The organism is Pseudomonas sp. Os17 (genome assembly GCF_001547895.1).
Lineage (GTDB): Bacteria > Pseudomonadota > Gammaproteobacteria > Pseudomonadales > Pseudomonadaceae > Aquipseudomonas.
In genome coordinates this window covers 5,371,522-5,397,178 of the sequence record NZ_AP014627.1, presented here as the reverse complement: position 1 = coordinate 5,397,178, position 25,657 = coordinate 5,371,522, and the positions used below count along the sequence as shown (strand labels likewise).

The 25,657-nt window shown below is 63.8% G+C and carries 25 protein-coding genes; 12 read left to right on the top strand and 13 right to left on the bottom strand.

Features of this window, described 5'->3' with window-relative positions; all coding sequences use genetic code 11:
• Nucleotides 1-33: 33 nt before the first annotated feature.
• From POS17_RS23685 to POS17_RS23660, 6 genes are all read right to left on the bottom strand, one after another.
• Complete coding sequence (locus POS17_RS23685; protein WP_060840779.1) at nt 34-1,458, bottom strand: di-heme oxidoreductase family protein; 1,425 nt, start codon at nt 1,456-1,458, stop codon at nt 34-36.
• Nucleotides 1,459-1,648: 190 nt separating this feature from the next.
• On the bottom strand, nt 1,649-2,989 hold the full coding sequence (locus POS17_RS23680; RefSeq protein WP_060840778.1) for an imelysin family protein: 1,341 nt from the start codon (nt 2,987-2,989) through the stop codon (nt 1,649-1,651).
• A gap of 162 nt (nt 2,990-3,151) precedes the next feature.
• Nucleotides 3,152-5,203 (bottom strand): putative bifunctional diguanylate cyclase/phosphodiesterase, encoded by a 2,052-nt coding sequence (locus tag POS17_RS23675; protein WP_060840777.1) that lies wholly within the window; start codon nt 5,201-5,203, stop codon nt 3,152-3,154.
• A gap of 303 nt (nt 5,204-5,506) precedes the next feature.
• Nucleotides 5,507-6,103, bottom strand: coding sequence for a superoxide dismutase (locus POS17_RS23670; protein WP_011063080.1), 597 nt, complete (start codon nt 6,101-6,103; stop codon nt 5,507-5,509).
• Between the two features lie 176 nt (nt 6,104-6,279).
• Nucleotides 6,280-6,882, bottom strand: coding sequence for a LysE/ArgO family amino acid transporter (locus tag POS17_RS23665; protein ID WP_060840776.1), 603 nt, complete (start codon nt 6,880-6,882; stop codon nt 6,280-6,282).
• Between the two features lie 2 nt (nt 6,883-6,884).
• Nucleotides 6,885-7,289: an ACT domain-containing protein gene (locus POS17_RS23660; protein ID WP_060840775.1), complete on the bottom strand. Its 405-nt coding sequence runs from the start codon at nt 7,287-7,289 to the stop codon at nt 6,885-6,887.
• 110 nt (nt 7,290-7,399) lie between these two features.
• Here POS17_RS23660 and POS17_RS23655 point away from each other — a divergent pair, with 110 nt between their 5' ends.
• From POS17_RS23655 to POS17_RS23640, 4 genes are all read left to right on the top strand, one after another.
• Nucleotides 7,400-8,299 (top strand): LysR family transcriptional regulator ArgP, encoded by a 900-nt coding sequence (locus POS17_RS23655; RefSeq protein ID WP_060840774.1) that lies wholly within the window; start codon nt 7,400-7,402, stop codon nt 8,297-8,299.
• Nucleotides 8,300-8,402: 103 nt separating this feature from the next.
• Nucleotides 8,403-9,395 (top strand): NAD-dependent epimerase/dehydratase family protein, encoded by a 993-nt coding sequence (locus POS17_RS23650; protein WP_060840773.1) that lies wholly within the window; start codon nt 8,403-8,405, stop codon nt 9,393-9,395.
• A gap of 106 nt (nt 9,396-9,501) precedes the next feature.
• Entirely contained in the window at nt 9,502-10,341 is an 840-nt protein-coding gene (locus POS17_RS23645; protein WP_060840772.1) for an ATPase, read from the top strand.
• A 117-nt stretch (nt 10,342-10,458) separates the two neighbouring features.
• Nucleotides 10,459-11,307: a cache domain-containing protein gene (locus POS17_RS23640; protein ID WP_060840771.1), complete on the top strand. Its 849-nt coding sequence runs from the start codon at nt 10,459-10,461 to the stop codon at nt 11,305-11,307.
• Nucleotides 11,308-11,363: 56 nt separating this feature from the next.
• Here POS17_RS23640 and POS17_RS23635 read toward each other — a convergent pair whose 3' ends face one another.
• On the bottom strand, nt 11,364-12,878 hold the full coding sequence (locus POS17_RS23635; protein WP_060840770.1) for an MDR family MFS transporter: 1,515 nt from the start codon (nt 12,876-12,878) through the stop codon (nt 11,364-11,366).
• A gap of 402 nt (nt 12,879-13,280) precedes the next feature.
• On the opposite strand from POS17_RS23635, the gene POS17_RS23630 reads away from it, so the two are divergent.
• Nucleotides 13,281-14,195: a helix-turn-helix domain-containing protein gene (locus POS17_RS23630; RefSeq protein WP_060840769.1), complete on the top strand. Its 915-nt coding sequence runs from the start codon at nt 13,281-13,283 to the stop codon at nt 14,193-14,195.
• Here the strand turns inward: POS17_RS23630 and POS17_RS32220 are convergent.
• Both POS17_RS32220 and POS17_RS23625 read right to left on the bottom strand, forming a co-directional pair.
• The gene (locus POS17_RS32220) at nt 14,188-14,364 is read right to left on the bottom strand and encodes a hypothetical protein (protein ID WP_016968420.1); all 177 of its coding nucleotides are present in this window, start codon (nt 14,362-14,364) and stop codon (nt 14,188-14,190) included. The two genes, POS17_RS23630 and POS17_RS32220, sit on opposite strands and share 8 nt — an antisense overlap.
• Nucleotides 14,365-14,493: 129 nt before the next feature.
• Nucleotides 14,494-15,399 (bottom strand): LysR family transcriptional regulator, encoded by a 906-nt coding sequence (locus POS17_RS23625; RefSeq protein WP_060840768.1) that lies wholly within the window; start codon nt 15,397-15,399, stop codon nt 14,494-14,496.
• 113 nt (nt 15,400-15,512) lie between these two features.
• Here POS17_RS23625 and POS17_RS23620 point away from each other — a divergent pair, with 113 nt between their 5' ends.
• Both POS17_RS23620 and POS17_RS23615 read left to right on the top strand, forming a co-directional pair.
• Entirely contained in the window at nt 15,513-16,397 is an 885-nt protein-coding gene (locus POS17_RS23620; protein ID WP_060840767.1) for an MBL fold metallo-hydrolase, read from the top strand.
• Nucleotides 16,398-16,466: 69 nt separating this feature from the next.
• Complete coding sequence (locus POS17_RS23615) at nt 16,467-17,081, top strand: NAD(P)-dependent oxidoreductase (protein ID WP_060840766.1); 615 nt, start codon at nt 16,467-16,469, stop codon at nt 17,079-17,081.
• Nucleotides 17,082-17,197: 116 nt separating this feature from the next.
• On the opposite strand, the gene POS17_RS23610 is transcribed toward POS17_RS23615, so the two are convergent.
• A complete protein-coding gene (locus POS17_RS23610; protein ID WP_060842006.1) occupies nt 17,198-18,079 on the bottom strand; it encodes a LysR substrate-binding domain-containing protein in 882 nt (293 codons plus the stop codon).
• 144 nt (nt 18,080-18,223) lie between these two features.
• Between POS17_RS23610 and POS17_RS23605 the strand changes: the two genes are divergently transcribed.
• Nucleotides 18,224-19,861, top strand: a complete 1,638-nt coding sequence (locus POS17_RS23605; RefSeq protein WP_060840765.1) for a 5-guanidino-2-oxopentanoate decarboxylase — start codon at nt 18,224-18,226, stop codon at nt 19,859-19,861.
• A complete protein-coding gene (locus POS17_RS23600) occupies nt 19,858-21,306 on the top strand; it encodes an aldehyde dehydrogenase family protein (RefSeq protein WP_060840764.1) in 1,449 nt (482 codons plus the stop codon). The genes POS17_RS23605 and POS17_RS23600 overlap by 4 nt, the downstream gene beginning before the upstream one ends.
• A 27-nt stretch (nt 21,307-21,333) precedes the next feature.
• Here POS17_RS23600 and POS17_RS23595 read toward each other — a convergent pair whose 3' ends face one another.
• On the bottom strand, nt 21,334-22,263 hold the full coding sequence (locus POS17_RS23595; protein ID WP_060840763.1) for an AraC family transcriptional regulator: 930 nt from the start codon (nt 22,261-22,263) through the stop codon (nt 21,334-21,336).
• 328 nt (nt 22,264-22,591) lie between these two features.
• Between POS17_RS23595 and POS17_RS23590 the strand changes: the two genes are divergently transcribed.
• On the top strand, nt 22,592-22,957 hold the full coding sequence (locus POS17_RS23590) for a putative quinol monooxygenase (protein WP_060840762.1): 366 nt from the start codon (nt 22,592-22,594) through the stop codon (nt 22,955-22,957).
• Nucleotides 22,958-22,966: 9 nt separating this feature from the next.
• Nucleotides 22,967-23,239, top strand: a complete 273-nt coding sequence (locus POS17_RS23585) for a hypothetical protein (RefSeq protein WP_060840761.1) — start codon at nt 22,967-22,969, stop codon at nt 23,237-23,239.
• A gap of 9 nt (nt 23,240-23,248) precedes the next feature.
• Here POS17_RS23585 and POS17_RS23580 read toward each other — a convergent pair whose 3' ends face one another.
• Together POS17_RS23580 and POS17_RS23575 are read right to left on the bottom strand one after the other, a co-directional pair.
• Entirely contained in the window at nt 23,249-23,878 is a 630-nt protein-coding gene (locus tag POS17_RS23580) for a flavin reductase family protein (RefSeq protein WP_060840760.1), read from the bottom strand.
• Between the two features lie 165 nt (nt 23,879-24,043).
• On the bottom strand, nt 24,044-24,418 hold the full coding sequence (locus POS17_RS23575; RefSeq protein WP_060840759.1) for a hypothetical protein: 375 nt from the start codon (nt 24,416-24,418) through the stop codon (nt 24,044-24,046).
• A 386-nt stretch (nt 24,419-24,804) separates the two neighbouring features.
• Between POS17_RS23575 and POS17_RS23570 the strand changes: the two genes are divergently transcribed.
• The gene (locus POS17_RS23570; protein WP_060840758.1) at nt 24,805-25,560 is read left to right on the top strand and encodes a COG4705 family protein; all 756 of its coding nucleotides are present in this window, start codon (nt 24,805-24,807) and stop codon (nt 25,558-25,560) included.
• Nucleotides 25,561-25,657: the final 97 nt, after the last annotated feature.

Sequence of the window (25,657 nt, the reverse complement as noted above, 5' to 3'; positions counted from 1 at the left end):
CCTTTATTGTGGAGAAAGCAGTTGAGTCGAGCGTTATAGAGAATTCAGGAAGGCCAGCAGCGCGGCGCGCTGCTCGGCGTTGAACGCGAGCACCTGTTGTTTTGCGCCTTCGGCCTCGCCGCCATGCCAGAGCACCGCTTCCATCAGGTTGCGGGCACGGCCGTCATGCAGGAACTGGGTGTGGCCACTGACGGTTTCCGTCAGGCCAATGCCCCACAGGGGGGCGGTGCGCCAGTCGCGGCCACCGGCCTTGAACTCCGTGCGGTGGTCGGCCAGGCCTTCACCCATGTCATGCAGCAGCAGGTCGCTGTAGGGGCGTATGACCTGGTTGGCCAATTCGGGTTCGGCGGCATCGGCCGCCGTGGTGAAACTGGGGGTGTGGCAGGACTGGCAACCGGCCTGGAAGAACAGGTTCTTGCCCGCCAGGACCTGGGGCGAGTCGACGTCGCGGCGCGCCGGTACCGCCAGGTTGCGGGTATAGAACAGCACCAGGCGCAGGATGTTGTCACTGACCTCCGGCTCGCCGTCCGGGCCATTGCCGTTGGGCGCCTGCTTGCACGCGGTTTGCGCGTCAGTGCAGTCGTCGAAGGGCCGCAGGCTTGTGGTCAGGCCCATGTCGCCGGAAAACGCATGAACATTTTGTTGATTGAGATTGGGTTGGCCGGCTTTCCAGCCAAAGCGCCCGAGCACGGTCTTTTGCTGAGCGTCATCCCAGACCCAGTTGGGCCGTCCGGCAATCCGGTTGTTGCCGGTGGCGGGCTGAGCGTTGGCCAGGATCGCCGCTTCGGGAATGGCTTCCAGCAGCCCCAGGCCGATCATCGGCGGCGCGACCCGGGCTGAAAAAGCGGTGTCCGGATGCATCGGGCCGTAACCCAGGTCGGTGATCTGCAGCCTGGGCTTGCGCAACTCCACCAGGCTGCCGTCCTTGAACCGTACCGGCACGCTGTCGTAATCGACCCGGACCCGGCCTTCGGGAGCGACGCCGGGAATCGCCATGTCCTGCAACTGGCCGCCGTACACCGGTTCCGGCACCACGCCGAGCTGTTCGATGACCTTGGCGTAGGCCGGGGTATCCGGGATCGACAGGCGCACCAGCATGGACACCGCGTTCAGGGCATCCGGCGCGGGCGGATGGCCGCGGCCGTCCTTGACGTGGCAGTTCTGGCAGGCGTTGGTGTTGAACAGCGGGCCCAGGCCGTCGCGGGCGGTGGTGGTGGAGGGCGCGATGACCCAGGGGTTGCGGAAGAAACTGTTGCCCACGCTGAAGTCCAGGCGCCGGGTCGCTGGCAGATTGGCCGAAGGCAGGGAAAACGCGTTGCGATCCGCCTTGTTGACCGTGGTGGCGCCGCCGGCGCGGGCTTCACCCGGTTCGGCCTGGGTAAAGCGTGGAGCGTCATCGCAGGCACTCAGGCCCAGGGCCATGGTCAGAGCGAACCAGCGAAGCAGCGACGAGGGCATCGGACATCCTGCAAGACGAGCAAAACAAGGGCGCAAAGTCTAACAGGCTGCTGAAGTTTGAATAAGAGGAATTATCGTTTGGTTTGACCCAGGACAAGCTTGCCGAGGGACGGCTCACCCACGGCGTTGGAACCGCGCAGCGACAAAAAAAGGCGACCCTAAGGTCGCCTTCTGCCTGCAGCGGCGCTGATCAGAACTCGTGATCGGCGTTGTCCGGGTTCAGGTCGCTGATGCCCAGCTTGCCGGCGGCCTGTTCGATCGAACCGGTCTGCTTGACCAGGGCGGCGATGGCGTCGCGCACGATCTGGTTGCCGGATTCGTTGCCGGCGGCGATCAGCTGGTCGTAGTGCTCACCCTTGTTGGCGTGGTCGACCATGACCTGGATCTTGGCTTCGGTAGCGGCCAGATCGGCTTTCAGGGCGGCGTCGGCGGCGGGGTCGGCCTTGGCCACCAGGGACGACAGGCTGGCGCCGGTCATCTTGGTGCCGTCGACACGGGTGTATTCGCCCAGGTAGACGTTGCGGATGCCCTTGGCGTCATAGAAGTGCGAGTTGTGGGTGTTGTCACTGAAGCAGTCTTGTTCGTCTTCAGGCGAGTTGGCCTCCAGGGACACTTTCATCCGCTCGCCGGCCAATTCGCCCAGGGACAGGCTGCCCATGCCGAAGAGCATTTTGCGCAGGCCGGTTTCGGCCGGTTCCGCTTCCAGGGTGGCGCGGTAGTTGTCGGCCACGTCCGGTTTCCAGTTGCCGACCATTTCTTCCAGGTCGTTGACCAGCAGTTGGGTCACGGCTTTCAGATAGGCGCGACGACGATCGTTGTGGCCACCGGTAGCACCTGCGCCTTCCAGATAGTCGGACGCTGGGCGCGCGCCGGCGCCTGGGCCGGTGCCGTTCAGATCCTGGCCCCAGAGCAGGAATTCGATGGCGTGGTAGCCGGTGGCGACGTTGGCCTCGGCACCGCCCAGCTCGTTCAGGCTGGCCAGGGTTTCCGGGGTGATGTCCTTCACGTCGATCTTGTCTTCGCCGACCTGGATCTCGGTGTTGGCGATGATGTTGGCGGTGGCGCCGGGGTTGCCCAGGGCGTGTTCATAGCTCTTGTCGACGTAGTCGATCAGGCCTTCGTCCAGCGGCCAGGCGTTCACCTGACCTTCCCAGTCATCGATGATGGTGTTGCCGAAGCGGAACACTTCGCTCTGCAGGTAAGGCACGCGAGCGGCCACCCAGGCAGCCTTGGCGGCCTTCAGGGTTTCGTCGTTGGGCTTGGCGAGGAAGGCGTCGATGGCGGTTTGCAGGGTTTTCGCGGTGGATTCGGCGTCGCTGTAAACGGCAAATACCATGTCGGCGTAATGCGCGACCACGGCCTTGGCTGCGGCTTCGTCGACCTTGCCGGCGGCGTCGTTGGCCGGGGTGGCAGTGCTGGCAGCCGGGGTCGGCGCTTGAGCGGCAGCCTTGTCGTCTTTGCCTTCGCCGCAGCCGGCGAGGGAAATAGCGATGGCCAACAGACTGGCGGTAGCCAGAGGCATACGAATCATGGCGAACATCCTGCTTCGAGAGGGGGAATGGACGGCGCGTGGGGCGCGCAAAACTGCGACATAATGCGAAAGATTTGCATTATGTGTAAAGGGTCGTGCCTGTAAATATTTCTTATTCAGCGCAGGATTGCGTCAGCCGGGGGGACCGGCGCAATGCCCGGTTCAGAGGATGGCCGCGTTACTGCGCTGCGCCTGTTTCAGGTAGGCACTCAGCTCCCGGGCCGGCAGGGGTTTGCTGTAGTGGTAGCCCTGACCTTCATGACAGCCTTCGGAGATGATGTAGGCCTCCTGTTCGGCGGTTTCCACGCCCTCGGCAATCACTTGCATGCCCAGGCTTTTGCCCAGTTGGATGATGGCGCGCACGATGGTGGCATCGTCGTCGTCATCCAGCAGGTCCTGCACGAAGCTCTTGTCGATCTTGATCTTGTCCAGGGGCAGGCTTTTCAGGTAGCTCAGGGACGAATAGCCGGTGCCGAAGTCGTCGATGGCGATCAGCGCCCCGGAGCGGCGCAGGCTCAGCAGGTGCTGGGCGGCGGTGCTGATGTCTTCCATCAGGCCGGTTTCGGTAACTTCCAGTTCCAGGCTGCGGGGCGGCAGGCGGTAGATCTGCAGCAGGTTGTTGACCACCCGTGGCAGTTCGGCGTGGTGCAGTTGCACCGTGGACAGGTTGACCGCCATGCGCAGGTCGGTGAACCCCATGTCGTGCCATTCCCGCAGTTGGCGACAGGCCTGGTCCAGTACCCATTCACCGATGGCGATGATGGTGCCGTTCTGTTCCGCCAGGGGGATGAACAGGTCCGGCGGCACCATGCCGTGCTCGGGGTGCTGCCAGCGGATCAGGGCCTCGACCCCCACTACCCGATGGTCGCGATAGCTGATCTGCGGTTGATAGACGAGGAAGAACTGTTCCCGGATCAGGGCTTCGCGCAGGTCTTTTTCCAGTTCCCGGCGCCGGCGCATCTCGCTGTCGACGCTGGCGATGTAGAACTGATAACGGTTGCGTGAGCGGCTTTTGGCCAGGGTCATGGTCTGTTCGGCTTTCTGCAGGAGTTTTTCCGTGCTGTCGCCGTCTTCCGGGAACAGGGTGATGCCGATGGTGGCGCGCAGGCGGATTTCCTGATGATCGAGAGCAAAGGTGGCTTCCAGGTCGTCGAGGATGCTTTGCGCCAGTTCCGCCGCTTCGTAGGGCTGTTCGATATCGGCCTGGACCAGGGCGAACTGGTCGCCGCCCAAACGCGCCAGGGCACCGAGACGGCCGCTGTGGCCACGCAGGCGGTCGGCCAGGGCCAGCAGCAACTGGTCACCGGTCTGGTAACTGAACTGTTCGTTGATGCCCTTGAAGTCGTCCAGACCGACACACAGCACGGCGACCCTGCGTTGCAGGCGGCCGGCGTCTACCAGGATCTTGTCCAGCTGCTGTTGCAGTTGCTGGCGATTGGGCAGGCCGGTGAGGAAGTCGTATTGGGACATGCGCAGCAGGCTGTTTTCCGCCTCGTGGCGCAAATGGGTGTTGCGCTCGATGGAGGCCAGCAACTGGTTGGCGGTGTTGATCCAGATCCCCAGTTCGTTCTTTTCGTGGCCCTTGAGCAGGGGCAACTGGTGTTCACTGGGGCGGTCGGGGTTGATGTTGGTCAGGTGCTCGATGATCCGTGACAACGGCTTGGTCAACAGGCAGTGATAGACCAGGTACAGCACCAGGCCCATGGCCAGGGCGCGCAGGACCCCTGAGACAAAGATGATCACCGAGCTGATGATGAAATCCTGGCCATAGGTGGCGGTGTCGAGGGTAATGCTCAGGTCGCCGTAATACTCGCTGTAGGGCCCGCGGCCAACCAGTTGGGTGGTGAAGGTGCGTTCCTGGCCAAGGATCAGGTCCGTGAGCCAGCGACTGGGGGAATGCTGCAGCTCGCGGGATTTCTCCGCCAGCATGGTTTCGTTGGGGTGGCCGATGGACGCCATGCGCACCGCGTCATCCTGGAACAGGCCTTCAATGACTTGCATGCCCATTTCCCGATCCAGGCTGTAGACGGCCTGTGTCGATGGGTCGCGAAACATGTCGAGAATGCGCTGGGCATCGTTCGCGACCGCCTGCCGGGTCTTGTAGGCGTCGAAGACGATCTGGGCGCAGCTCAGAACCACGCCGACGATGAGTGCCGACAGCAGCACAACCCGGAGCAACTTCACCGACAAGCTGTTTTTGAGTTCCAGCTTCAAAGGGCTATTCCTTGTTCCGTGTGTGTAGCGTCAAGTTGCCGTGAGTATTGGCAATCCCGTGATAGCCGTCAAAGTGACATCAGCGCCGAAAACGGGACGTCTGCGGGCCAGGCCCGGGTGATCAGATTCAGGATTGCTCTAGCTGTGGATAGTGTGTCGGTAGCGACGCCTTGCAACTTGAGGGGCGGCGTTGTTTTTTACATCAGATGAATCTTAGCGCCTCGGCTGGGCGGGACAAGATGCCAGCTTTGTCCAAGGCAAAAAAAACCCGGCCAGGCCGGGTTTTTTGCACTGCAAACGGACTTAAGCGACGAAGTTCTTGCCTTCGAACTGCTCAGCCACGAATTTCCAGTTGACCAGGTTCCAGAACGCCTCGACGTACTTAGGACGAACGTTGCGGTAGTCGATGTAGTAGGCGTGTTCCCAGACGTCGCAGGTCAGCAGCGGGGTGTCGCCGCTGGTCAGCGGGTTGCCGGCGCCGATGGTGCTGGCCAGGGCCAGGGAACCGTCAGCCTTCTTCACCAGCCAGCCCCAGCCGGAACCGAAGGTGCCAACCGAAGTCTTGGTGAATTCTTCTTTGAACTTGTCGAACGAACCGAATGCCGCGTTGATGGCTTCGGCCAGTGCGCCGGTAGGTTGGCCGCCGGCGTTTGGCGCCAGGCAGTTCCAGTAGAAAGTGTGGTTCCAGACCTGGGCTGCGTTGTTGAAGATGCCGCCCGAAGAGGTTTTGACGATCTCTTCCAGAGTCTTGCCTTCGAACTCGGTGCCTGGCACCAGGTTGTTCAGGTTCACGACATAGGTGTTGTGGTGCTTGTCGTGGTGGTATTCCAGGGTTTCCTTGGAAATGTGCGGCTGCAGGGCGTCGTGTGCATAGGGCAGCGGCGGCAATTCGAAAGCCATGATGATTCTCCTAATCAGGTCAGTTGCGGTGAGCGCAAGGCCGATCACGGGCGGCCGGACATGCGCCGGGGAGTTTGTACTCTTTGCGGCGCAGGGATCGGATCATAGCACCGGGGGTGCGGCTTAACCACGCAACAACTGTGTGGGATAGAGGTTCCAGAGCCTTTTGGAATAAGTCACGCAGCGCTGATCAGCTGCAACGCCACGCTGAACATCATCACCGCCACCAGCAGGTCGAGAATCCTCCAGGTGCTCGGTCGGGCGAGCCAGGGAGCCAGCCAGGCGGCCCCCAGGGCCAGGGTGAAGAACCACAACAGCGAAGCACTCGCAGCGCCGACCACATAGGCGCCCGGTTCGGTCTGCTGAGCCCCCAGCGAGCCGATCAGCAGCACGGTGTCCAGGTACACGTGAGGGTTGAGCAGGGTCACCGCCAGGGCGCTGAGCATCACCGCCCGCAGGGAGCGCACGGTCTGGCCTTCGCCCTGTTGCAGGCTTTGCCTGGAGCAGGCCCGGCGCAGCGCCTGGGCTCCATACCAGATCAGGAACGCCGCCCCGCCCCAGCGCGCCACGGCCAGCAGCATCGGACTCTGGGCGAGCACGGTGGCCAGGCCGAATACTCCGGCGGCCACCAGCAGGGCATCGCAGGTGACGCACAGTGCCGCCACCGGCAGGTGGTGCTCACGGCGCAGACTCTGGGCCAGGACGAAAGCGTTTTGCGTACCGATGGCCATGATCAGGCCGGCGGCCACCAACAGGCCGTTCACATAGCTTTGCCACATGTTCACTGCTCCTCGCCGGCGGCCAGTTGCTGCAGGACCTGCATGGCCCGCTGGGCATCTGCCTGACCGACAAACAGGTGATCGTGGTAGTAGCCGGCGATCACGTTGCAACTGATCCCGGCCCGGCCCAGCGCGCCGGCAAAGGCGGCCGTCAGGCCGACCGCCTGGAGTGCCGAATGCACATTGAGGGTGATCCAGGCCGCGACGTAATCGAAGACCAGCCCCAGGCGTTCGGCTTCCTGCCGCTGGATGATCACCGTCAGGCCTTCCTGTTCGCGAAAACTGCCCAGCACCTCGACGCCCTGCAGCAGGCTGTGGTCAGCGAGGGAACAGAACACGTATTCGCCGTCGTTGAGTTGCGGGCTCATGCTGCGCAGCAGGGTTGTGAGGGAAGTTTCACCGGCCATGAACAGAATCCTTTAACGAAGAGGTATTACCGAGGCTTTAGGCTGGCTATTTTCCGGTTGCATGCCGTATAAGAAAAACCAATATTGCTGATCACTCATTAGGAAAACTGATGTTCGACTACAAGCTGCTTTCCGCCCTGGCTGCGGTGATCGAACAGGCAGGCTTCGAACGGGCGGCCCAGGTGCTGGGGTTGTCGCAGTCGGCGATTTCCCAGCGCATCAAACTGCTGGAGGCCCGGGTCGGGCAGCCGGTGCTGGTGCGGGCGACACCGCCGGCGCCCACGGAAATCGGCCGGCGCCTGCTCAACCATGTGCAACAAGTGCGTCTGTTGGAGCGGGACCTGCAAAGCCTGGTGCCAGCCCTGGATGAAGAAGGGCTGCCGGAGCGCTTGCGCATCGCCCTCAATGCCGACAGCCTGGCCACCTGGTGGGCCCAGGCCGTGGGGGACTTCTGCGCCGAGCATCGCCTGCTGCTGGACCTGGTGGTGGAGGACCAGACCGTGGGCCTCAAGCGCATGCGGGCCGGGGAAGTGGCCGCCTGTGTCTGCGCCAGCGAGCGTCCAGTGGCGGGGGCCCGCAGCCTGCTGCTGGGGGCCATGCGCTACCGGGCCCTGGCCAGCCCGGCATTTGTCGCGCGGCACTTCCCCCAGGGCGTGCGTGCCGAGCAACTGGCCCGGACCCCGGCGCTGGTGTTCGGTCCCGATGACTTCCTGCAGCATCGTTACCTCGCCTCCCTGGGCGTCAACGGCGGTTTCGAGCATCATCTGTGCCCGTCATCCGAAGGCTTCATCCGCCTCACCGAAGCCGGCCTGGGCTGGGGACTGGTGCCCGAGCTGCAGGTTCGCGAGCAATTGCAGCGCGGTTCGCTGGTGGAGCTTTTGCCGGATAAACCCATCGATGTGCCGTTGTACTGGCATCATTGGCGCAATGGTGGGCAGTTGCTCGGGTTGTTGACCGAGCACCTGGCTCGTCTATCTGCACAATGGTTGGTGCCCTGGGAGCAGCCATGAGCGTCAAGCGACAGTCAATCCGCGGCTGTGCACTTGCAGCTTGTCGCTCGTGGTTTGTCCCTGCTTTTCTGTGGTTCGTCACTGCTTTTCTTAGGAATATTTCATGAAGATTCTGGTTACCGGCGCAAGCGGCTTCATCGGCGGGCGCTTTGCTCGCTTTGCCCTTGAGCAGGGCCTGGAAGTGCGGGTCAATGGCCGGCGTGCCGAAGCGGTGGAGCATCTGGTGCGCCGCGGCGCGGAGTTCATCCCGGGCGACCTGAGCGACGCCGATCTGGTCCGCGAGCTGTGCCGCGACGTGGATACCGTGGTGCATTGCGCCGGTGCCGTGGGCCTGTGGGGGCGCTATCAGGACTTCCATCTGGGCAATGTGCTGGTCACCGAGAACGTGGTCGAAGCCTGCCTCAAACAGCGGGTGCAACGCCTGGTGCACCTGTCTTCGCCATCGGTCTATTTTGATGGTCGCGATCATCTGGGGCTGACCGAGGAGCAGGTGCCCAAGCGCTTCAAGCACCCGTATGCGGCCACCAAGTTCCTGGCCGAACAGAAGGTCTTCGGCGCCCAGGAGTTCGGCCTGGAGGTGATTGCGTTGCGCCCGCGCTTCGTCACTGGCGCCGGCGACATGAGCATCTTTCCGCGGCTGTTGAAGATGCAGCGCAAAGGCCGCCTGGCCATAGTCGGCAATGGCCTGAACAAGGTCGACTTCACCAGTGTGCACAACCTCAACGAGGCCCTGTTCAGCAGCCTGCAGGTCGGCGGCTCGGCCCTGGGCAAGGTCTACAACATCAGCAACGGCGCACCGGTGCCGCTGTGGGACGTGGTCAACTACGTGATGCGCCAGATGCAGGTGCCGCAAGTCACCCGCTATCGCTCCTTTGGCCTGGCCTACAGCGTCGCGGCGCTCAACGAGGGGTTCTGCAAGCTCTGGCCCGGACGCCCGGAGCCGACGCTGTCGCGCCTGGGCATGCAGGTCATGGACAAGAACTTCACCCTGGACATCAGTCGCGCCCGGCATTACCTGGGGTATGAGCCCAAGGTCAGTCTGTGGAGCGCCCTGGATGAGTTCTGTACCTGGTGGAAGGCTCAGGACATAAGCTGAAATCAAAGACTGAACCCCGCTTGCCCGGTCCGGTCCATTGGCCGGGCTGATTAGCGGTTTATACTCGCCGCACTCAGCCATCACCGCGGTCCATAAAGGTTGCCCCATGCGTAACGATGCACACGATGACTTCGATGACGTTCCAAGTCTGCGCGCCGATCCCCTCGACGACGATGTCTTCCCCACCACCCACGCTGCCCGCGAACGCACCACCGTGCATTCGCGCAGCACCCCGGTGGTCAAGGTCAAGGGGCCCAGCACCGGTCCTTTGTGGGCACTGGTCGGTGCGCTGTTCTTTGCCTTCATCGGTCTGGCCTGGTGGAGCTTTCAGCAGATCTCGCTGATGGAGCAGCAGCTGGTGGCGACCCAGGAAAGCTTCGCCAGGATCAGCGAAGAGGCGGCCGGACGCTTGCAGGACATTTCCGGCAAGGTGGTGGCCAGCCAGACCAATGTCACCACCGACAGCGAAGCGTTGAAGCTGCAGATCAAACAGTTGGAAAGCCGCTTGCAGGACCAGAGCCGACAGCAGCAGGGCGTGGCGGGCCAGGCCACCGACCTGGACAAGCGCCTGGCGCAGATGAGTGCCCAGACCAGCGAACAGCAGGCGGCCAACAGCCAGTTGCAGGCCCAGGTCAAAGCCCTGAGTGCTGAGCTGGCGAGCCTCAAGGGCGCCCAGAGCGATGCCGGCAAGCTCGATGCCCAGCTCAAGAGTCTGAACGCCGATCTGGCCGCGCTGAAAAAACAGGGCAACCCGAGCGCCGCAATCGAGCGCCTGGAACAGGAACTGGTGGTGCTCAAGAGCGAACAGGACAATCGTCCCGCCGCCGCGCAGAACGGCGCCAGCACTGCCGAGTTCGATGCCTTCCGTGGTCAGGTCACCCGCAACATCAATACCCTGCAAAGCCAGATCCAGAACCTGCAGCAGCAGATCAACAACCGTCCTTGAAGGCTCAGCCCCCCGCCTGTGGTGGCGGGGGAGGGCCAGCCAGGGTTTGCTGAATACTCGACCATATCCTGCCGCCGTCTACGCTCTTCACACGCCAACGGGAACGAGGAGCGAGCGATGAGGCGAGTGAAGAAAACGACCTGGCTGGGATGGCTGCTGTGGCTCTGCATGGGGTCGCTGCAGGCGGCGGTACCGGCTGCCGATGATTCGGTGGCGGCCCGCGCCTTGCTGGAAAAGGCCCTGCGTTATTACCACGACCAGGGTGACAAGGCGTTCGCGGCGTTCAGTCATCAAGGCGAGTTCGTCGATCGCGATCGTTATGTGTTCGTGGTCGATACCCGGGGCGTGATGCTGGCCAGTGGCGGTCCTTCGTCGGCGCTGATTGGCCGTGATGTCTCCGAGGTACTGGGGCCGGACCTGCGCAAGGCGTTCAAGGACGCGCTGAAGACTCCCGAGGCCAATGGCATCCAGCAGGCCGAATACCGCTGGCAGAACTGGGCCGACGGCAAGATCGAGCGCAAGCATGTGTATTTCCAGCGTATCGGCGAGCGCATCCTGGCAGTGGGGTATTACCTGCCACGGGCCTCGGCCGACCAGGCCAAGGCCTTGCTGGAACGGGCGGCCACGGCCTTGGAGCGCGACCGCGCCGGCACCCTCAAAGCCATCAATGATCTGCGGGGCGGGTTTCTCGAAGACGATCTGTATGTGTTCGTGGTGGACCTCGACAGCCGGCGCTATCTGGCCCACGGCACCAACCTGCGGCTGCTCAACACCGATTTCGCCAAGATCAGGGATCCCGAGGGCAAGCCGGTGGGGGAACCGATCCTGGCGCTCATGGCTCGCCAGGACCAGGGGGAATACCAGTACCGCTGGAAGAATCCGGTGACCGGCAAGGTCGAGGACAAGCACGCCTATCTGCGCAAGGTGGGCCGGGTGCTGGTTGCGGTGGGCTACTACAGCCCCTGACTCCCGGTTGCGGGCCGCTGGCCGCCCTGGTCCGGCGGCTGGCGGCGGGTGGTCCCTCAGGCCTTGTCTTCACGCCCGCGCAACAGCCGGTTGGGCATGGCGATGGCCGCCGCCAGACCCAGCAGGGAAACCCCGGCACTGACCAGCAGCAGATGACGGAAGGTCAGCAACAGTTCGTTGCGCAAGGCCTCCCGCGCGGGACCGGGGGCGGCATTCAGGCCGTCCAGCAGCGCGTTGCCGGATTGGCCTTCGCCCATCAGCCCGGCGCCGCTTAAATGGGCCAGGCTGGAATCCTGCAGCAAGGCCAGCAGCAGCGCCGACATCAGCGCCACCCCCACCGCACCGCCCAGGGCGCGAAACAGGTTGGTGGTGCTGGTGGCGACGCCGATGTCCCGCTGCTCCACCGAGTTCTGGCTGCCCACCAGGGAGGTGGGGAACTGCATGCCGCTGGCGATTCCGCAGAGCAACATGCACAGGCCGCTCGGCAGCAGCGCTTGGGGCGGCACCAGGGCCATGCCGAGAATCGCCAGCGGCATCAGCAGCGCGCCACTGAGGATCATGGGTTTATAGCGTCCGGTCACCGAGGTCAGGCGGCCGGCGCAGTAGGCGCCCATGGGCAGGCCCATGGCCAGGGGCAGCAGGTGCAGGGCGGCGCTGTCGGCCCCGGCCCCGGTGATGCTCTGAAAGCGCAGCGGCATCAGCACGATCAGCGAGATGGCCTGGAAGCTGGTGAAGAAGATCGTGCACCAGCACAGCAGCGCGTTGCGGTTGGCGAACAGGTGCATCGGCAGCAGGGGTTCCCGGGCCCGTCGTTCATGCCAGACGAACAGGGCCAGGACGATGACGGCGATGGCCAGCAGGTCGAGCACGTCGGCACTGCGCCAGGAATGGCCCTGGCCCACCTGCGTGATGCCCAGCAGCAGGGCGCTCAGGCCGATGATCAGCAGCACGGTGCCGAGGTAGTCGATGATCGGTTTGCGCTGGGGCACCGGCAACCCTACCAGGGTGCGATGGGCCACCCACCAGGCGCCCAGGCCCAGGGGCAGGTTGATCAGAAACACCCAGCGCCATGAGAGAAACTCGGTCATGTAGCCGCCCAGCACCGGGCCGGCGACACTGGCCACCGCGTACATGCTGCTGAAGTAGCCTTGGTAGCGACCGCGCTCCCGGGGCGGGACTATGTCGCCGATGATCGCCTGACTCACCGAGATCATGCCGCCGGCACCGATGCCCTGGACTATCCGCGCCAGCACCAGTTGCTCCATGTTCTGTGCCAGGCCGCAGAACAGCGACGCCAGGGTGAACAGGCCCATGCCGAACAGCATCAGCCGTCGCCGGCCATAGAGATCGCCGAGCTTGCCGTAGATCGGCACGGCCACGGTCATTGCCACCATGTAGCCGGAGATGACCCAGGCCAGCAGGCTGACATCCTTGAACTGGGCGGAAATGGCCGGCATGGAGACAGCGACGATGGTCTGGTCCAGGGCGCCGAGAAAGATCGCCAGCATCAGGGCGATCAGCACGCTGCGGATGGCCGGTTTGGTCGGGACGGGTTGTTGGAGGTGAGTCACGAAAGAACCTGCGGGCGGTAATTGACCCGGTGCGGCAAGGCCGGCGGGGTTAGGCGCCAGTGTACTCGATAGGGAGCTATCGGATAGCTCCGCCAGCCTGGTGCCGGGAGATTTTCATGCAGGTTTTTCAACTCGGGGTGTCGCGCCAGACCATCTCGTCTGCCGCGTTCCGGAAAAGCTTTGTGGCACTTGCTGATGCCGGGTAATGGGACGCATTCTGTATAGTGTCGGCCCTGTACCGGCAGCCTGAACCTTGACTGTACGAATGTTCATTTGTGTTTGCGGTGCTTGCATTTTTCCTGGGTGAACCTGTCAATTGACCGGTGGAACCTGGCGGTTACCCGAGCATTTCGCCGATCGGTGCAAATGTCCCCCCGATACTCTGAGGCCTGGACTGTAGTGATGAACAAGCCTGCCCTTGCGCCCATTCCCGTGTTCAAACTCTATGGCGAAAGCCTGGGCTGGCCGACCCCGGACCTGCTTCATTGCGAACCCATCAGCCAGCGCAGCCGCGAGCACCATTGGGAAATAAAACCCCATCGACACGCCGACCTCTGCCAGTTGCTGTTTATCAGTCGCGGGCAGGCGCAGTTGCAGGTCGAAGGGCAGCACAGGCTGCTGGACGAGCCGCTGGTCCAGGTGTTGCCACCGCTGTCGGTGCACGGCTTTCGTTTTTCCGAAGACATCGAAGGCTTTGTCGTGACTCTGGCAGCGCCGCTGGTCAGCCACTTGCAAGCTCAGTTGGGAGCCTCGGCAACTGCCCTGGCGAAGTCGGGCAGCTATCCGGCCGGGGAGGATACGCAATACCTGAACGGGCAGTTCGCCGCCCTGCAGAATGAATACCAGGGACAGCAACCTGCCCGGGAAATGCTCATGCATGCGCTGGTGAGCACGATCGTGGTCTGGATCGGGCGCCGGGCTCTGCAGTGCAGCAGTGCCAGCCAGCGTCCGCAGCGCGCCCGGGAATATTTCAATGGCTTCATTCAGTTGGTCGAGGCCCATTACCGCGAGCATCTGAAGGTCGAGGATCTGGCGCAGAAACTCGGTATCTCGGTGTCGCACCTCAATGGCACCTGTCGTGAGCTGGCCGGGCAACCGGCGCTGCAGATCATCCACCAGCGCCAGTTGCTGGAAGCCAAGCGCCTGCTGACCTACACCGGGATGACCATCTACGAGATCTCCGATGAGCTGGGGTTTTCCGACCCCACCAACTTCACCCGGCTGTTCCGGCGCCGCGAAGGCATCTCGCCCAAGGTGTTCCGCGACCGGCTCAAGGCCGATCAGGCCGGAGACGGCGTGGCGTCGTCACTCACCTGAGGGCGTTCAGGGTGGCGTTGTGGGGGATGCAGCGTTCCAGGTTGCAGCTGGCGTAGTTGCGCGGCTGCATGCGGGCCTGCTCGACGCGATAAGCCGCGGTACCGTAAAGCGCCAGGGTCACGGTGCAGGTCATGAAGATGGCCAGGTACCTTCTTGTCTTGACGTTCATGGCTAAAACCTCTGAACCAATACCCCCGTCATTTGAGGGGGTACTGTTATGAGCATAGGTCAGTTGCCGTTGCTTGCCAGACCGCTGGCCGGTCTGATTGGCGAGGTATTCAGCGGTTCGATCGTATGGCTAGAGCCCCACGTCCCAGAGCGGTTCCTGGGGGAATCTGAGGACCAGGAAGTCCAGCATGCTGCGTAGGGTGGCGGGCATGTGCTTGCGTGAGGCGTAGACCGCGTACATGTTCATCTTGCGCGGTTCGGCATGGGGCAGCAGGCGCACCAGCTCTGCGCGCTTGATGTACTCCCCGGCCTGGTAGCTGGGGAGCATGGCGATACCGGCGCCGGCCACGGTGGCGCGCAGCAGGGTGCTGGCTTCGTTGGCGCTGATGTTGCCCTGTACCGGTACTGACACCTGCTCGCCGTCCTGTTCGAAATGCCACAGGCTCTTGCCGAAGTAGGAGTGGGTCAGGCAGTTGTGCCGGCTCAGCTCTTCCACCCGTTGCGGTGCCGGGTGTTCGCGCAGATAGGCCGGGGACGCGCAGATCACCGAGCGGCAGACGGTCAGGCGGCGGGCGATCAGGTTCGGATCCAGGTCGTTGCTGGTACGGATGGCCAGGTCGATGCGCTCATCCACCAGGTTCACCGTGCGATCGAGCATCTGCAGGTCGATGCTCACGCCCGGATAGCGTTTGACGTAGTCGGCCATGGCATCGGCCAGTTGCGATTGGCCGAACGAGGTACTGACGCTGATGCGCAGCAGCCCGCGGGGCGCGTCATCAGGTTCGCCGACCGCCGCCTGCATGTCGTTGGACAACTCCAGCATCTGTCGACAGCGGGGCAGGATCTCGCCGCCGGCGGCGGTCAGACTCAGCTTGCGCGTGGTGCGGTGCATCAACCGCGCGCCGACCCAGTCCTCCAACTCCGCCAGATAGCGTGAAACCACCGGTCGCGACAGGTCCAGGTGGTCGGCGGCGGCCGATTGGCTGCCCAGGTCGACGACGGTGACGAATACCCGCATTGCTTGGAGACGATCCATGATTTGCCCGCTTTCAGAAACAAACTATGTTCAAGCATCGCATTTTTTGTAACGAGACTGGCAACTAAGCTTGCTCCACTTCTCACCTGTCAATCGATGCCGGAGCTGCCTTCATGATCGGATTCACCTCACTCAAACGCCTGCTGCTGGCCACCGCCACCCTGGGTTTTGCCGCCCATGCCGCAGCCGCCGAGCCCAGCCTGCAACTGGATGTCTACAACCCGGGCGCCAATGCCATCTTCCCGGTGACCTCGGTGCTGGTCAGCGGCAAGAAGGACGCCATCCTGGTGGACGCCCAGTTCGGCAAGTCCCAGGCCCAGCAACTGGTGGAAAAGATTCGCGCCAGCGGCAAGCACCTGACCACCATCTACATCAGCCACGGTGACCCGGACTACTACTTCGGCCTCGACACCCTGACCGCCGCCTTCCCCGACGCCAAGGTCGTGGCTTCGCAGCCGACCGTGGATCACATCAAGGCCACGGTGGACGGCAAGCTGGCGTTCTGGGGCCCGAAAATGGGCGCTGACGTGCCGGCCAAGACCATCGTGCCCGGTGTGCTCAAGGGCCACAGCCTGACCCTGGAAGGGCAGAAGCTCGAAGTCATCGGCCTGGACGGCAAGCAGCCGGACCGCAGTTTTGTCTGGATTCCGTCGATCAAGGCGGTGGTCGGTGGCGTGGTGGTCGCGGAAAACATCCACGTGTGGATGGCCGATACCCAGACGCCACAGTCCCATACCGACTGGCTGAGCACCCTGAAGACCATCGAGGGCCTGCAACCCAAGACCGTGATCCCCGGGCACTTCCTGGGTGACAGCGCCCGTACCCTGGCCCCGGTGCACTTCACCGCGGACTACATCAAAGCCTTCGATGAAGAGACAGCCAAGGCCAAGGATTCTGCCGCACTGATCGCGGCCATGAAGAAGCGTTACCCGGACCTGGGCGAAGACAGCTCCCTGGAGCTGAGCGCCAAGGTCGCCAAGGGCGAAATGAAGTGGTGACACCGGTTTGACCCGCTCCCCTGTGGAGGCGGATGCCTCTGTACTCTCTTAGCCAACTGGAGACACATCATGAGCAACATCGCAATCATTGGCGCCACCGGCCGTGCCGGTAGCCAACTGCTGGAAGAAGCCCTGCGTCGCGGTCACAGCGTCACCGCCATCGCCCGTAGCACAGCGAAGATCGGCCAGCGTGCCGGCGTGGTCACCCGCGAAGTGGATGTGGCCGACAGTGCTGCGTTGCAGGCGGCGGTGGCCGGTCACGACGTGGTGATCAGTGCCGCGCATTTTTCCACCATCCCGGCCAATGCCATCATCGATCCGGTGAAAAAGGCCGGGGTCAAGCGTCTGCTGGTGGTCGGCGGTGCCGGTTCGCTGCTGTTGCCCGGCGGCGGCAAGGTCATCGACAGCCCGGGCTTCCCGGAGGAGTACAAGGCCGAGGCCAGCGCCGGTGGCGTGTACCTGGACACCTTGCGCAAGGAGCAGGATCTGGACTGGACCTTCCTTTCGCCATCGGCGGAGTTCGTCGAAGGTGAACGTACCGGGCACTTCCGCCTGGGCCAGGACGATCTCTTGGTGAGCGCCGAAGGCCGCAGCTGGATCAGCTTTGCCGACTACGCCATCGCCCTGCTCGATGAAGTGGAAAAACCGGCTCATCGCCGTCAGCGTTTCACCGTTGGTTACTGATTAGCGGCCGATTGCCCCGTTAGCCGCCTGCTCCAGGCGGCTAACGGGGTGTTGCACTCAGTGTCGAAGGCCCCACGCGGGCCTTTTTGCTGTCTACCGGCATCAGGTTTTCTGCTTCAGCGCTGTCGGGCCTGTTCCACCAGCCAGTCCAGCAGTTCCTGCAGGGCCGCCGAAGGCCCCGGACGTTCCGGGTACACCAGGTAATACGCCTGCCCCGTGGGCACCTTCAATTCAAAGGGCATGACCAGCCGCCCGGCACTCAGGTCATCGCCAATCAACGCCCAGTCGCCAATCGCCACGCCCGTGCCCTGGGACGCCACGGACATCGCCAGGTCCAGGGTTTCGAAGTGCTGGCCCTTGCCCAGGGTGTCCAGTGGCGTACCGGCGGCCTTGAGCCAGGTCTGCCAGTCCCGTTGGTCATGGGATGGGTGCAACAGCAGGTGCTGTTGCAGGTCGGCTGGGCTTTTGAGCGGTACCGGGCCTTCCAGCAGCGGCTGGGAGCAGACCGGGGTCAGCTGTTCATTGAACAGGTGCCGCGAGCCCAGGGTCGGGGGCGGCGGCGCGCCATACATCACCGCCGCGTCAAACGGCTCGCGGCCGAAATCCACCCCGTGGGCAATGGTCGTGGTCAGTTGCACCGGCACCTCGGGGCGCTCCTTCTGCCACTGCAGCAAGCGGGGCAGCAGCCAGCGCATCACACAGGTCGGGGCCTTGAGCCGCAGGTGGCGATTGCGCCCGCCGATCTCGTCCACCGCACCATTGATCAGTTCGAACACCTGCTGCACCCGCGGCAGCCATTCCCGGCCTTCGGCCGTGAGGCTCAGGCCGCGGGCCTGGCGCTGGAACAACGGATAACCCAGGTGGCTTTCCAGTCCGGCGATCTGCCGGCTCACGGCGCCTTGCGTGATGTGCAGTTGCTCGGCGGCGCGGGTGAAGTTGCAGCACTGGGCGGTGACCAGAAAAGTGTGCAGCGCGGGCAGGGGGGGAAGGCGTTTCATGGGGAGCCAAGGCATGACGTGGGGACATGGCTAGTATGACTTTTTATCCATTGTTGCGGCTACCGGCGCGCCGTTCCAATAGCCCTCTCCCGGCGCCCGGCAGTGGCGCCCGCCGGGTATCCAATCAACAAGAAGGGCGATGAGATGGCGACGTGCGGTGAAGTACTGGTCAAGTTACTCGAGGGCTATGGCGTCGAGCAGGTGTTCGGCATTCCGGGGGTGCATACGGTCGAGCTGTACCGCGGCCTGGCCCGTTCTTCCATCAAGCACGTCACCCCACGGCATGAACAGGGGGCCGGTTTCATGGCCGATGGCTACGCCCGCACCCGTGGCAAGCCCGGCGTGTGTTTCATCATCACCGGTCCCGGCATGACCAACATCACCACCGCCATGGGCCAGGCCTACGCCGACTCGATCCCGATGCTGGTGATCTCCAGCGTGCAGACCCGCAGCCAACTGGGCGGCGGACGCGGCAAGCTGCACGAGTTGCCCAACCAGAGTGCGCTGGTCAGTGGCGTGGCGGCGTTTTCCCATACCCTGATGAGCGCCGACGAGCTGCCGGCAGTGCTGGCCCGGGCCTTCGCCCTGTTCCAGGCCGGGCGTCCACGGCCGGTGCACATCGAGATTCCCCTCGATGTGCTGGTCCAGGAAGCCGACCACTTGCTGGCTTGCGAGCCGGTGCAGATCGCCCGTGCCGGCGCCGCCCCGGCGGCCATCGCGCAGATGAGCCAGCTGTTGGCCAACGCCAAGCGGCCGTTGATTCTGGCCGGTGGTGGCGCCATTGACGCCGCAGAGGCCCTGACCCACCTGGCGGAACGGCTGCAAGCGCCGGTGGCCTTGACCATCAACGCCAAGGGCCTGCTGCCGTCGGCGCATCCGCTGCTGATCGGCTCCACCCAGTCGCTGGTGGCGACCCGGGCCCTGGTGGCGGAGGCCGACGTGGTGCTGGCCATCGGCACCGAACTGGCGGAAACCGACTATGACGTGACCTTCGCCGGTGGTTTTGAAATTCCCGGTGCCTTGCTGCGCATCGATATCGACCCCGACCAGACCGTGCGCAACTACCCGCCGAAAGTGGCACTGGTGGCCGACGCACAGATTGCAGCCCAAGCGCTGCTGGCAGAATTGTCGCGCCAGCCCTTGAGTGCCCGGAGCACCGATTGGGGCCCGGTTCGGGCTGCGGCTCTGCGCAGCGAACTCGAAGGCCTGTGGGACGCGCCGACCCGGGCCCAGACCCGGTTGCTGGCAACCGTGCTCAAGGAGTTGCCGGAGATCGTCGTGGTGGGCGATTCCACCCAGCCGGTGTACAGCGGCAACCTGACCTTCAACCCCGAGCGGCCACGACGCTGGTTCAATGCCTCCACCGGCTACGGCACCTTGGGTTATGCCTTGCCGGCGGCGATTGGTGCCTGGCTCGGCGGCGGCTCGCAGCCCAGCCAGCGCCGGCCGGTGGCCTGCCTGATCGGCGACGGTGGCTTGCAGTTCACGCTCGCGGAACTGGCCTGCGCGGTAGAGGCGCAGACCCCGATCATCGTCCTGCTGTGGAATAACCAGGGCTACGAAGAGATCAAGAAATACATGGTCAACCGCGCCATCGAGCCGGTGGGCGTCGACATCTACACCCCGGATTTCATTGCCGTGGCCAAGGGCCTGGGGTGCGCCGCCGAGCGCATCGACACCGCCGAGCAACTGCGTGCGGCATTGCGTGCGGCGGTGGATCGCCAGGGTCCGACCCTGATTGAAATCGACCAGAACCGCTGGACCCAGGGAGTCACGGCATGAGCGCGCAAGCGGTGTTGAACGGGCTGTACATCGACGGCCAATGGTCGGCGGGCGACGCGTTGTTGCAGGTCATCAGCCCCGTTACCGAGGCCCCGCTGGCGCAGGTGGCGGGGGGCGGTGCCGAGGCGGTGGATCAGGCATTGCAGGCCGCCACCCAAAGTTTTGCGCGCTGGTCTCAAAGCAGTGGGGCCGAGCGTGCCGCGGTGCTGCGCAGGATTGCCCGCGGCGTCGCCGAGCGCCGTGAGCGCCTGATGCACTTGCAGTCGAGCAACAACGGCAAGCCGCAGTTCGAAGCCGCAATGGACGTGGACGATGTGATTGCCACCTTCGACTATTACGCCGGGCTGGCCGAGGGTCTGGACCGGACCCAGGACACCGAGGTGGCGCTGCCCAGCGCCGACTTCAGCGCCCGCTTGCGCCGCGAGCCCTGTGGCGTGGTCGGGCTGATCGTGCCGTGGAACTTCCCCATGGTCACCACCGCCTGGAAGCTCGCGCCCGCTCTGGCGGCGGGCTGTTGCGTGGTGCTCAAGCCTTCGGAAGTGACCCCGCTGGCGGAGCTGGAGCTGGCGGCGATCATTGCCGACAGCGGCTTGCCCGATGGCGTGTTCAACCTGGTGTGCGGCACCGGCCTGGCGGTGGGCGCGCCGTTGGCGGCGGACCCGCGCGTGGCGAAGATTTCCTTCACCGGCAGCAATGCGGTGGGGGTCCAGGTCATGCAGCGGGCGGCGGAAACCGTCAAGGGCGTGAGCCTGGAACTGGGCGGCAAGTCATCCTTGCTGGTGCTGGCCGATGCCGACCTGGGCCTGGCGGTGGAACTGGCCTGTGGCGGCGGTTTCTTCAATGCCGGGCAGATGTGCTCGGCCACCAGCCGGGTGTTGGTCGCCGACGAACTGGCCGATGAATTCCTCTTGCGGCTCAAGGCCCGGACCGAGGCTATTCGGGTGGGCGACCCGTGCGACCCGGAGGTGACCATGGGCCCCCTGGTCAACCAGGCGCAATACCGGCGCGTGCTGGCGCACATCGAGCGCGGCTTGAATGTCGGCGCCAGGCTGGTGTGTGGCGGCGGCCGTCCGGTGGGGTTGGCCCAGGGCTTTTTCATCCAGCCCACGGTGTTCACCGAAGTGCCGCTGGACAGCGCCCTGTGGCGCGAAGAGATCTTTGGCCCGGTGCTTTGCGTGCGCAGCTTCAGCAGCGAACAGGAGGCGATCGCGCTGGCCAACGACAGCGAGTTCGGCCTGGTGGCCAGCGTGGTGGGAGCGGACCTGGACAATGCCGAACGGGTCGCCAATGCCTTGCAGGCCGGCCTGGTATGGATCAACGCGCCCCAGGTGATCTTTCCCCAGACCGCCTGGGGCGGTTACAAGCAGAGCAGCATCGGCCGCGAACTGGGCCCCTGGGGCCTGCAGGCGTTCCAGGAACTCAAGCACGTCATCCGCGCCCTGTAGGCGCCGGCGTGTTCTGGCGAACCCGAGCTACCCGCCAACCCGCAGGCGCGCCATGTCCCGCAACGGCGGCGCGCCGAACAACCGACTGTATTCGCGGCTGAATTGCGACGGGCTTTCATAGCCGACCCGGTAACCCGCCGCCGAAGCTTCCAGCCCTTCGGCCAGCATCAAGCGCCGGGCTTCCTGCAGGCGCAGCTGTTTCTGGTACTGCAAGGGACTCATGGCGGTCATCGCCTTGAAGCGGTGGTGCAGGGTCGACACGCTCAGGTTGACTTCCCGGGCCAGCTCATCGATGCGCAGCGGGTGGACGAAATTGCCGTTGAGCCACTTGATGGCCTGGTTGACCCGGTGGCCCTGGCTGTTGGCGGTGGCGATCTCATACAGGCGGTGGCCCTGGGGGCTGCGCAGCAGGCGATAGAGAATTTCCCGGCGCACCAGGGGCGCGAGCATGGCGATGTCTTTCGGGGTGTCCAGCAGGCGGGTCAGGCGCAGCACCGCGTCGAGCATCGCCGGGTCCAGGCGTTCCACGTACAGGCCGCGCCCGGTGGGCCGGGCAGGGACGCCGAGGGGGCCGGCATCGGCGATCAGCGCATTGATTTCGCCGGGGTCGATGTCCAGGCGCAGGGCCAGGATCGGCTCCTGCGGCGACACGATCGCCACCTTGCCGCTCAGCGGTACGGAAACCGAGACCACCAGGTAATTCAGCGGGTCGTAGTTGTAGCTTTCATCGGCCAGGCGCACTTCCTTGCGGCCCTGGGCCATGATGCACAGCGCTGGTTGCGCCAGCACCGAGCCGAAGTGATGGGAGGTGCTGTGGCGCGAGACGAACAGCGAGTCGATGGCAGTGGCGTAGCTGCCGTCTTCGGTGGTGTTGCGCGCGATGATCGCGGCCAGTTCCACGCGCTGGCGTTCCATCTCCGGAGCCAGGGGCGGCGGCAGGGTATCCAGTGATGACATGGGGCGCCTCGGGGTGTTTGCAGTCGGCACAGCTTAAGTTTGTGCAAGAGTCGCGGGTAGGCGAATCCTGCGTAAAACTTGCCTGATCCTGCTGCTTACGCGCGGGATAGACAAGAGGCGCCGACGCCCGGGCGCGTCACTTGCTTGAAACGCCGCGGTAACGCTTTTGCCCCATGCCGCCGCCCAAGCGATGGAGAAAGCGGCTGGTCGCAGGATTGGGCAAATCAACGGCAGAAATCGACTAACGCGCGAAAGGGCCCGCCCCGTATCGTTGATCCTGTCGCAGCCCGTCCCCGGCTGCCTCGACAACACCCTGGGAGGGTCGCACATGTCCACGCATATTCCGGTCAGTCACATGGCCTTTGTCCGAGCCCGGGCCGGGCGTTCCAAGGAACTGGGTGCGCGCTTGAGCAGCCTGATCGAACCGTCGCGCCAGGCCAGTGGTTGCCTGCACTTCGCCCTGCAGCATTCGCAGTGTGATGCCGACCTGTGGCTGGTGTCCGGTTTCTGGAGCAGCCAGCAGGCGATGACCGCCTATTTCAGCTCGCCGGCCATGGCGATCTTTGCCGAGCTGGTGCAGGACCTGGTGGTCAACAGCCTGGATTTTCATACCTTCGGTACGGTGTCGGCGCTGCAAGCCCATGGCGAATACCCCCAACTGCAGCGTGCACCGCTGCACAAGCTGGCCAGTTGAAGGTTTAGAATGGCCGACTTTTCATTGGCCAGGACTTGCAACATGGCACGCAAAGAGTTTGCACATTACGAAGCCGTTTCCGCGGTGGTTCCGGGGGAGGGCGGATACAGCGCCGCCATCGCCGTCAAAGCCCTCGGAGCATCGGGCGCCCCGCGCTTTCACAAAGTCCTGGATGAGCAGAGGTTCAAGACTGCTCATGACGCCGACCAGGCTGCCGCACAACAACTCGAACAGCTGGCCGACGTCGATCAGGACGGCGAATTGAGCTGGAAAGCCGACTGATTCGTCGCGCTACTTGACCGCCCCCGGGCGGTGCATCTTGAACAACGCTTCCGGCCCCAGCTGGAAGTAATCCGCCGGTCCGCCGCCGCGCAGAATCGGTTCTGCCGCGGCGGTGTCGTAGATCCCGTCCTTGAGCAGCCACTTGGCGATATGCACGGCGACCACCTCGCCGAGGATCAGCCAGCTCGGCACCAGCTCTTGGTCCGCCCGCTGCAATTGAATGATCTGGGTGACCTTGCACTCGAAGGACACCGGGCTCTCGGCTACCCGCGGCACACTGATGACCTTCGACGCCACGGGCGTCAGGCCGGCCAGGGCGAACTCGTCGACCTCGGGCGCAACCGCGGCGCAGCTCTGGTTCATCTGCTCGGCCAGTGGCCGGGTGGCCAGGTTCCAGGCGAATTCACCGGTGGCCTCGATGTTGTTCAGGCTGTCTTTGCGCCCGACGCTGGAGAACCCGATGATCGGTGGAATGTAGTTGAAGGCATTGAAGAAGCTGTAAGGCGCCAGGTTCAGCCGGCCTTGTGCATCCTGGGAAGAGATCCAGCCGATGGGGCGCGGGCCGACGATGGCATTGAACGGGTCATGGGGCAGACCGTGGCCCAGGGCGGGTTGGTAGAAGTGGATATCGTCGGACATGGCTCAAGGCTCCTGCTGTGGGGCGAGTGAAGGGCGCCATAGTGCAGTGCGCACTGCTCGAATTCCAGCGTTCCAAACCCCGGTTTAGGCCGCTGACGGGGGATGTTGGCGGAGCACAAAAGACTAAGCCCGGCCGAAGCCGGGCTGTGATGTCAGGTGAGTCGATCAGCTGATGGTGGCGGAACCGGTGCGATCGTAACCGTCGGCCGCGAAGGTGGCGGAACCGGTGCGGTCGTAGCCGTCGGCGGCGAAGGTGGCGGAACCGGTGCGGTCGTAGCCGTCGGCGGCGAAGGTGGCGGAACCGGTGCGGTCGTAGCCGTCGGCCGCGAAGGTGGCGGAACCGGTGCGGTCGTAGCCATCGGCGGCGAAGGTGGCGGAACCGGTGCGGTCGTAGCCATCGGCAGCGAGAGTGGCGGAACCGGTGCGGTCGTAACCATCGGCGGCGAGGGTGGCGGAACCGGTGCGGTCGTAACCGTCGGCAGCGAAGGTGTTGGCAGCCAGTACCGACAGGGTCAGGGCGAGGATCAGTTTGGTTTTCATGGCGGTGTCTCCGGGTTCGTTGAGGTGTTTGCGTTGGGCTTGATGTGAATCCTACTCCGATAAAGTTGATTAAAAAGCGCAAATAAATGCTTATTAAAATCTAATTTATCGATGTGTATAGGGGCGTCACTCACCGCCGATCAGCGCATTCAGGCCTCATTACAGATACGCACCAAGTCGCAACTTGGATTCAGTAGCAGCCTAAGGAGCCGGCATTAACTGACCGTTAATGGCTCAGTCCATGGGGCAGGAAAGGATTAAAAAAACCATCAACGGTTTTTTCATTCGCCCCCGACCTATTTTTCACCCCCGAGCCTTCAGCCTTCGCGCAGGTCTGCAACCCACGACAGGCCATTTTGAATGCGACCCTTGGAGCTCCTTGATCAATGAACAAACTTCCCCAGATCACCCTGGCCTTCTGGGTCATGAAAATCTGCGCGACAACCTTGGGGGAAACCGCCGGTGATCTGCTGTCGATGACCCTCAATGTCGGTTACGCCATCAGCTCGATGATCCTGATCAGCGTGTTCCTGCTGACCCTGGTCACCCAGCTGTGGTCCAAGACCTACAACCCGGTGCTGTACTGGATGGTGATTCTCTCCACCAGTACCGCCGGCACCACCCTGTCGGACTTCATGGACCGCACCCTGGGCCTGGGCTATGCCAGTGGCTCGCTGATCCTGATCGGGATGCTGCTGGCGATCTTCGCCGCCTGGCGCCTGAGTGGCGACTCGCTGAACGTCAACAGGATCCAGACCTTTCGCGGCGAGCTGTTCTATTGGATGGCGATCCTGTTTTCCAACACCCTGGGCACCGCCCTGGGCGATTACCTGGCGGACGATTCGGGGCTGGGTTTTGCCGGCGGGGCGTTGCTGATCGGCTCGACCATTGCCGTGGTGGTCCTGCTCAAGTACCTCACCCGGCTCTCGTCGGTGCTGCTGTTCTGGGTGGCCTTCGTGCTGACCCGGCCGTTCGGCGCCACCCTGGGCGACTTCCTCACCAAGCCCCATGAAAAGGGCGGGCTGGATTTCGGCACCATCGGCTCGTCGGCGGTACTGGCGGGGATTCTGCTGGTGATGATTGTCGGCGCGGCCTGGGCCCAGAACCGCTATGCGCGCCAGGGCGCCGCCGAACTCTCCTGAGCCACACCCACTTTCTGTAGGCGCCGGCTGGCCGGCGAACGCCTCCCCACAGATCGCGAAAAAAAGCGCCCGGGCCTTGCACCCGGGCGCTGTGGAT

Coding starts and splice junctions, on each gene's coding strand:
- POS17_RS23645 (WP_060840772.1), top strand. CDS start 9,502: ATGCGTAACGATGCACACGATGACTTCGATGACGTTCCAAGTCTGCGC.
- POS17_RS23605 (WP_060840765.1), top strand. CDS start 18,224: ATGGCGACGTGCGGTGAAGTACTGGTCAAGTTACTCGAGGGCTATGGC.
- POS17_RS23615 (WP_060840766.1), top strand. CDS start 16,467: ATGAGCAACATCGCAATCATTGGCGCCACCGGCCGTGCCGGTAGCCAA.
- POS17_RS23670 (WP_011063080.1), bottom strand. CDS start 6,103: ATGGCTTTCGAATTGCCGCCGCTGCCCTATGCACACGACGCCCTGCAG.
- POS17_RS23600 (WP_060840764.1), top strand. CDS start 19,858: ATGAGCGCGCAAGCGGTGTTGAACGGGCTGTACATCGACGGCCAATGG.
- POS17_RS23655 (WP_060840774.1), top strand. CDS start 7,400: ATGTTCGACTACAAGCTGCTTTCCGCCCTGGCTGCGGTGATCGAACAG.
- POS17_RS23650 (WP_060840773.1), top strand. CDS start 8,403: ATGAAGATTCTGGTTACCGGCGCAAGCGGCTTCATCGGCGGGCGCTTT.
- POS17_RS23660 (WP_060840775.1), bottom strand. CDS start 7,289: ATGGCCGGTGAAACTTCCCTCACAACCCTGCTGCGCAGCATGAGCCCG.
- POS17_RS23665 (WP_060840776.1), bottom strand. CDS start 6,882: ATGTGGCAAAGCTATGTGAACGGCCTGTTGGTGGCCGCCGGCCTGATC.
- POS17_RS23585 (WP_060840761.1), top strand. CDS start 22,967: ATGGCCGACTTTTCATTGGCCAGGACTTGCAACATGGCACGCAAAGAG.
- POS17_RS23590 (WP_060840762.1), top strand. CDS start 22,592: ATGTCCACGCATATTCCGGTCAGTCACATGGCCTTTGTCCGAGCCCGG.
- POS17_RS23685 (WP_060840779.1), bottom strand. CDS start 1,458: ATGCCCTCGTCGCTGCTTCGCTGGTTCGCTCTGACCATGGCCCTGGGC.
- POS17_RS23640 (WP_060840771.1), top strand. CDS start 10,459: ATGAGGCGAGTGAAGAAAACGACCTGGCTGGGATGGCTGCTGTGGCTC.
- POS17_RS23575 (WP_060840759.1), bottom strand. CDS start 24,418: ATGAAAACCAAACTGATCCTCGCCCTGACCCTGTCGGTACTGGCTGCC.
- POS17_RS23680 (WP_060840778.1), bottom strand. CDS start 2,989: ATGATTCGTATGCCTCTGGCTACCGCCAGTCTGTTGGCCATCGCTATT.
- POS17_RS23610 (WP_060842006.1), bottom strand. CDS start 18,079: ATGAAACGCCTTCCCCCCCTGCCCGCGCTGCACACTTTTCTGGTCACC.
- POS17_RS23620 (WP_060840767.1), top strand. CDS start 15,513: ATGATCGGATTCACCTCACTCAAACGCCTGCTGCTGGCCACCGCCACC.
- POS17_RS23625 (WP_060840768.1), bottom strand. CDS start 15,399: ATGGATCGTCTCCAAGCAATGCGGGTATTCGTCACCGTCGTCGACCTG.
- POS17_RS23630 (WP_060840769.1), top strand. CDS start 13,281: ATGAACAAGCCTGCCCTTGCGCCCATTCCCGTGTTCAAACTCTATGGC.
- POS17_RS23570 (WP_060840758.1), top strand. CDS start 24,805: ATGAACAAACTTCCCCAGATCACCCTGGCCTTCTGGGTCATGAAAATC.
- POS17_RS23595 (WP_060840763.1), bottom strand. CDS start 22,263: ATGTCATCACTGGATACCCTGCCGCCGCCCCTGGCTCCGGAGATGGAA.
- POS17_RS23580 (WP_060840760.1), bottom strand. CDS start 23,878: ATGTCCGACGATATCCACTTCTACCAACCCGCCCTGGGCCACGGTCTG.
- POS17_RS32220 (WP_016968420.1), bottom strand. CDS start 14,364: ATGAACGTCAAGACAAGAAGGTACCTGGCCATCTTCATGACCTGCACC.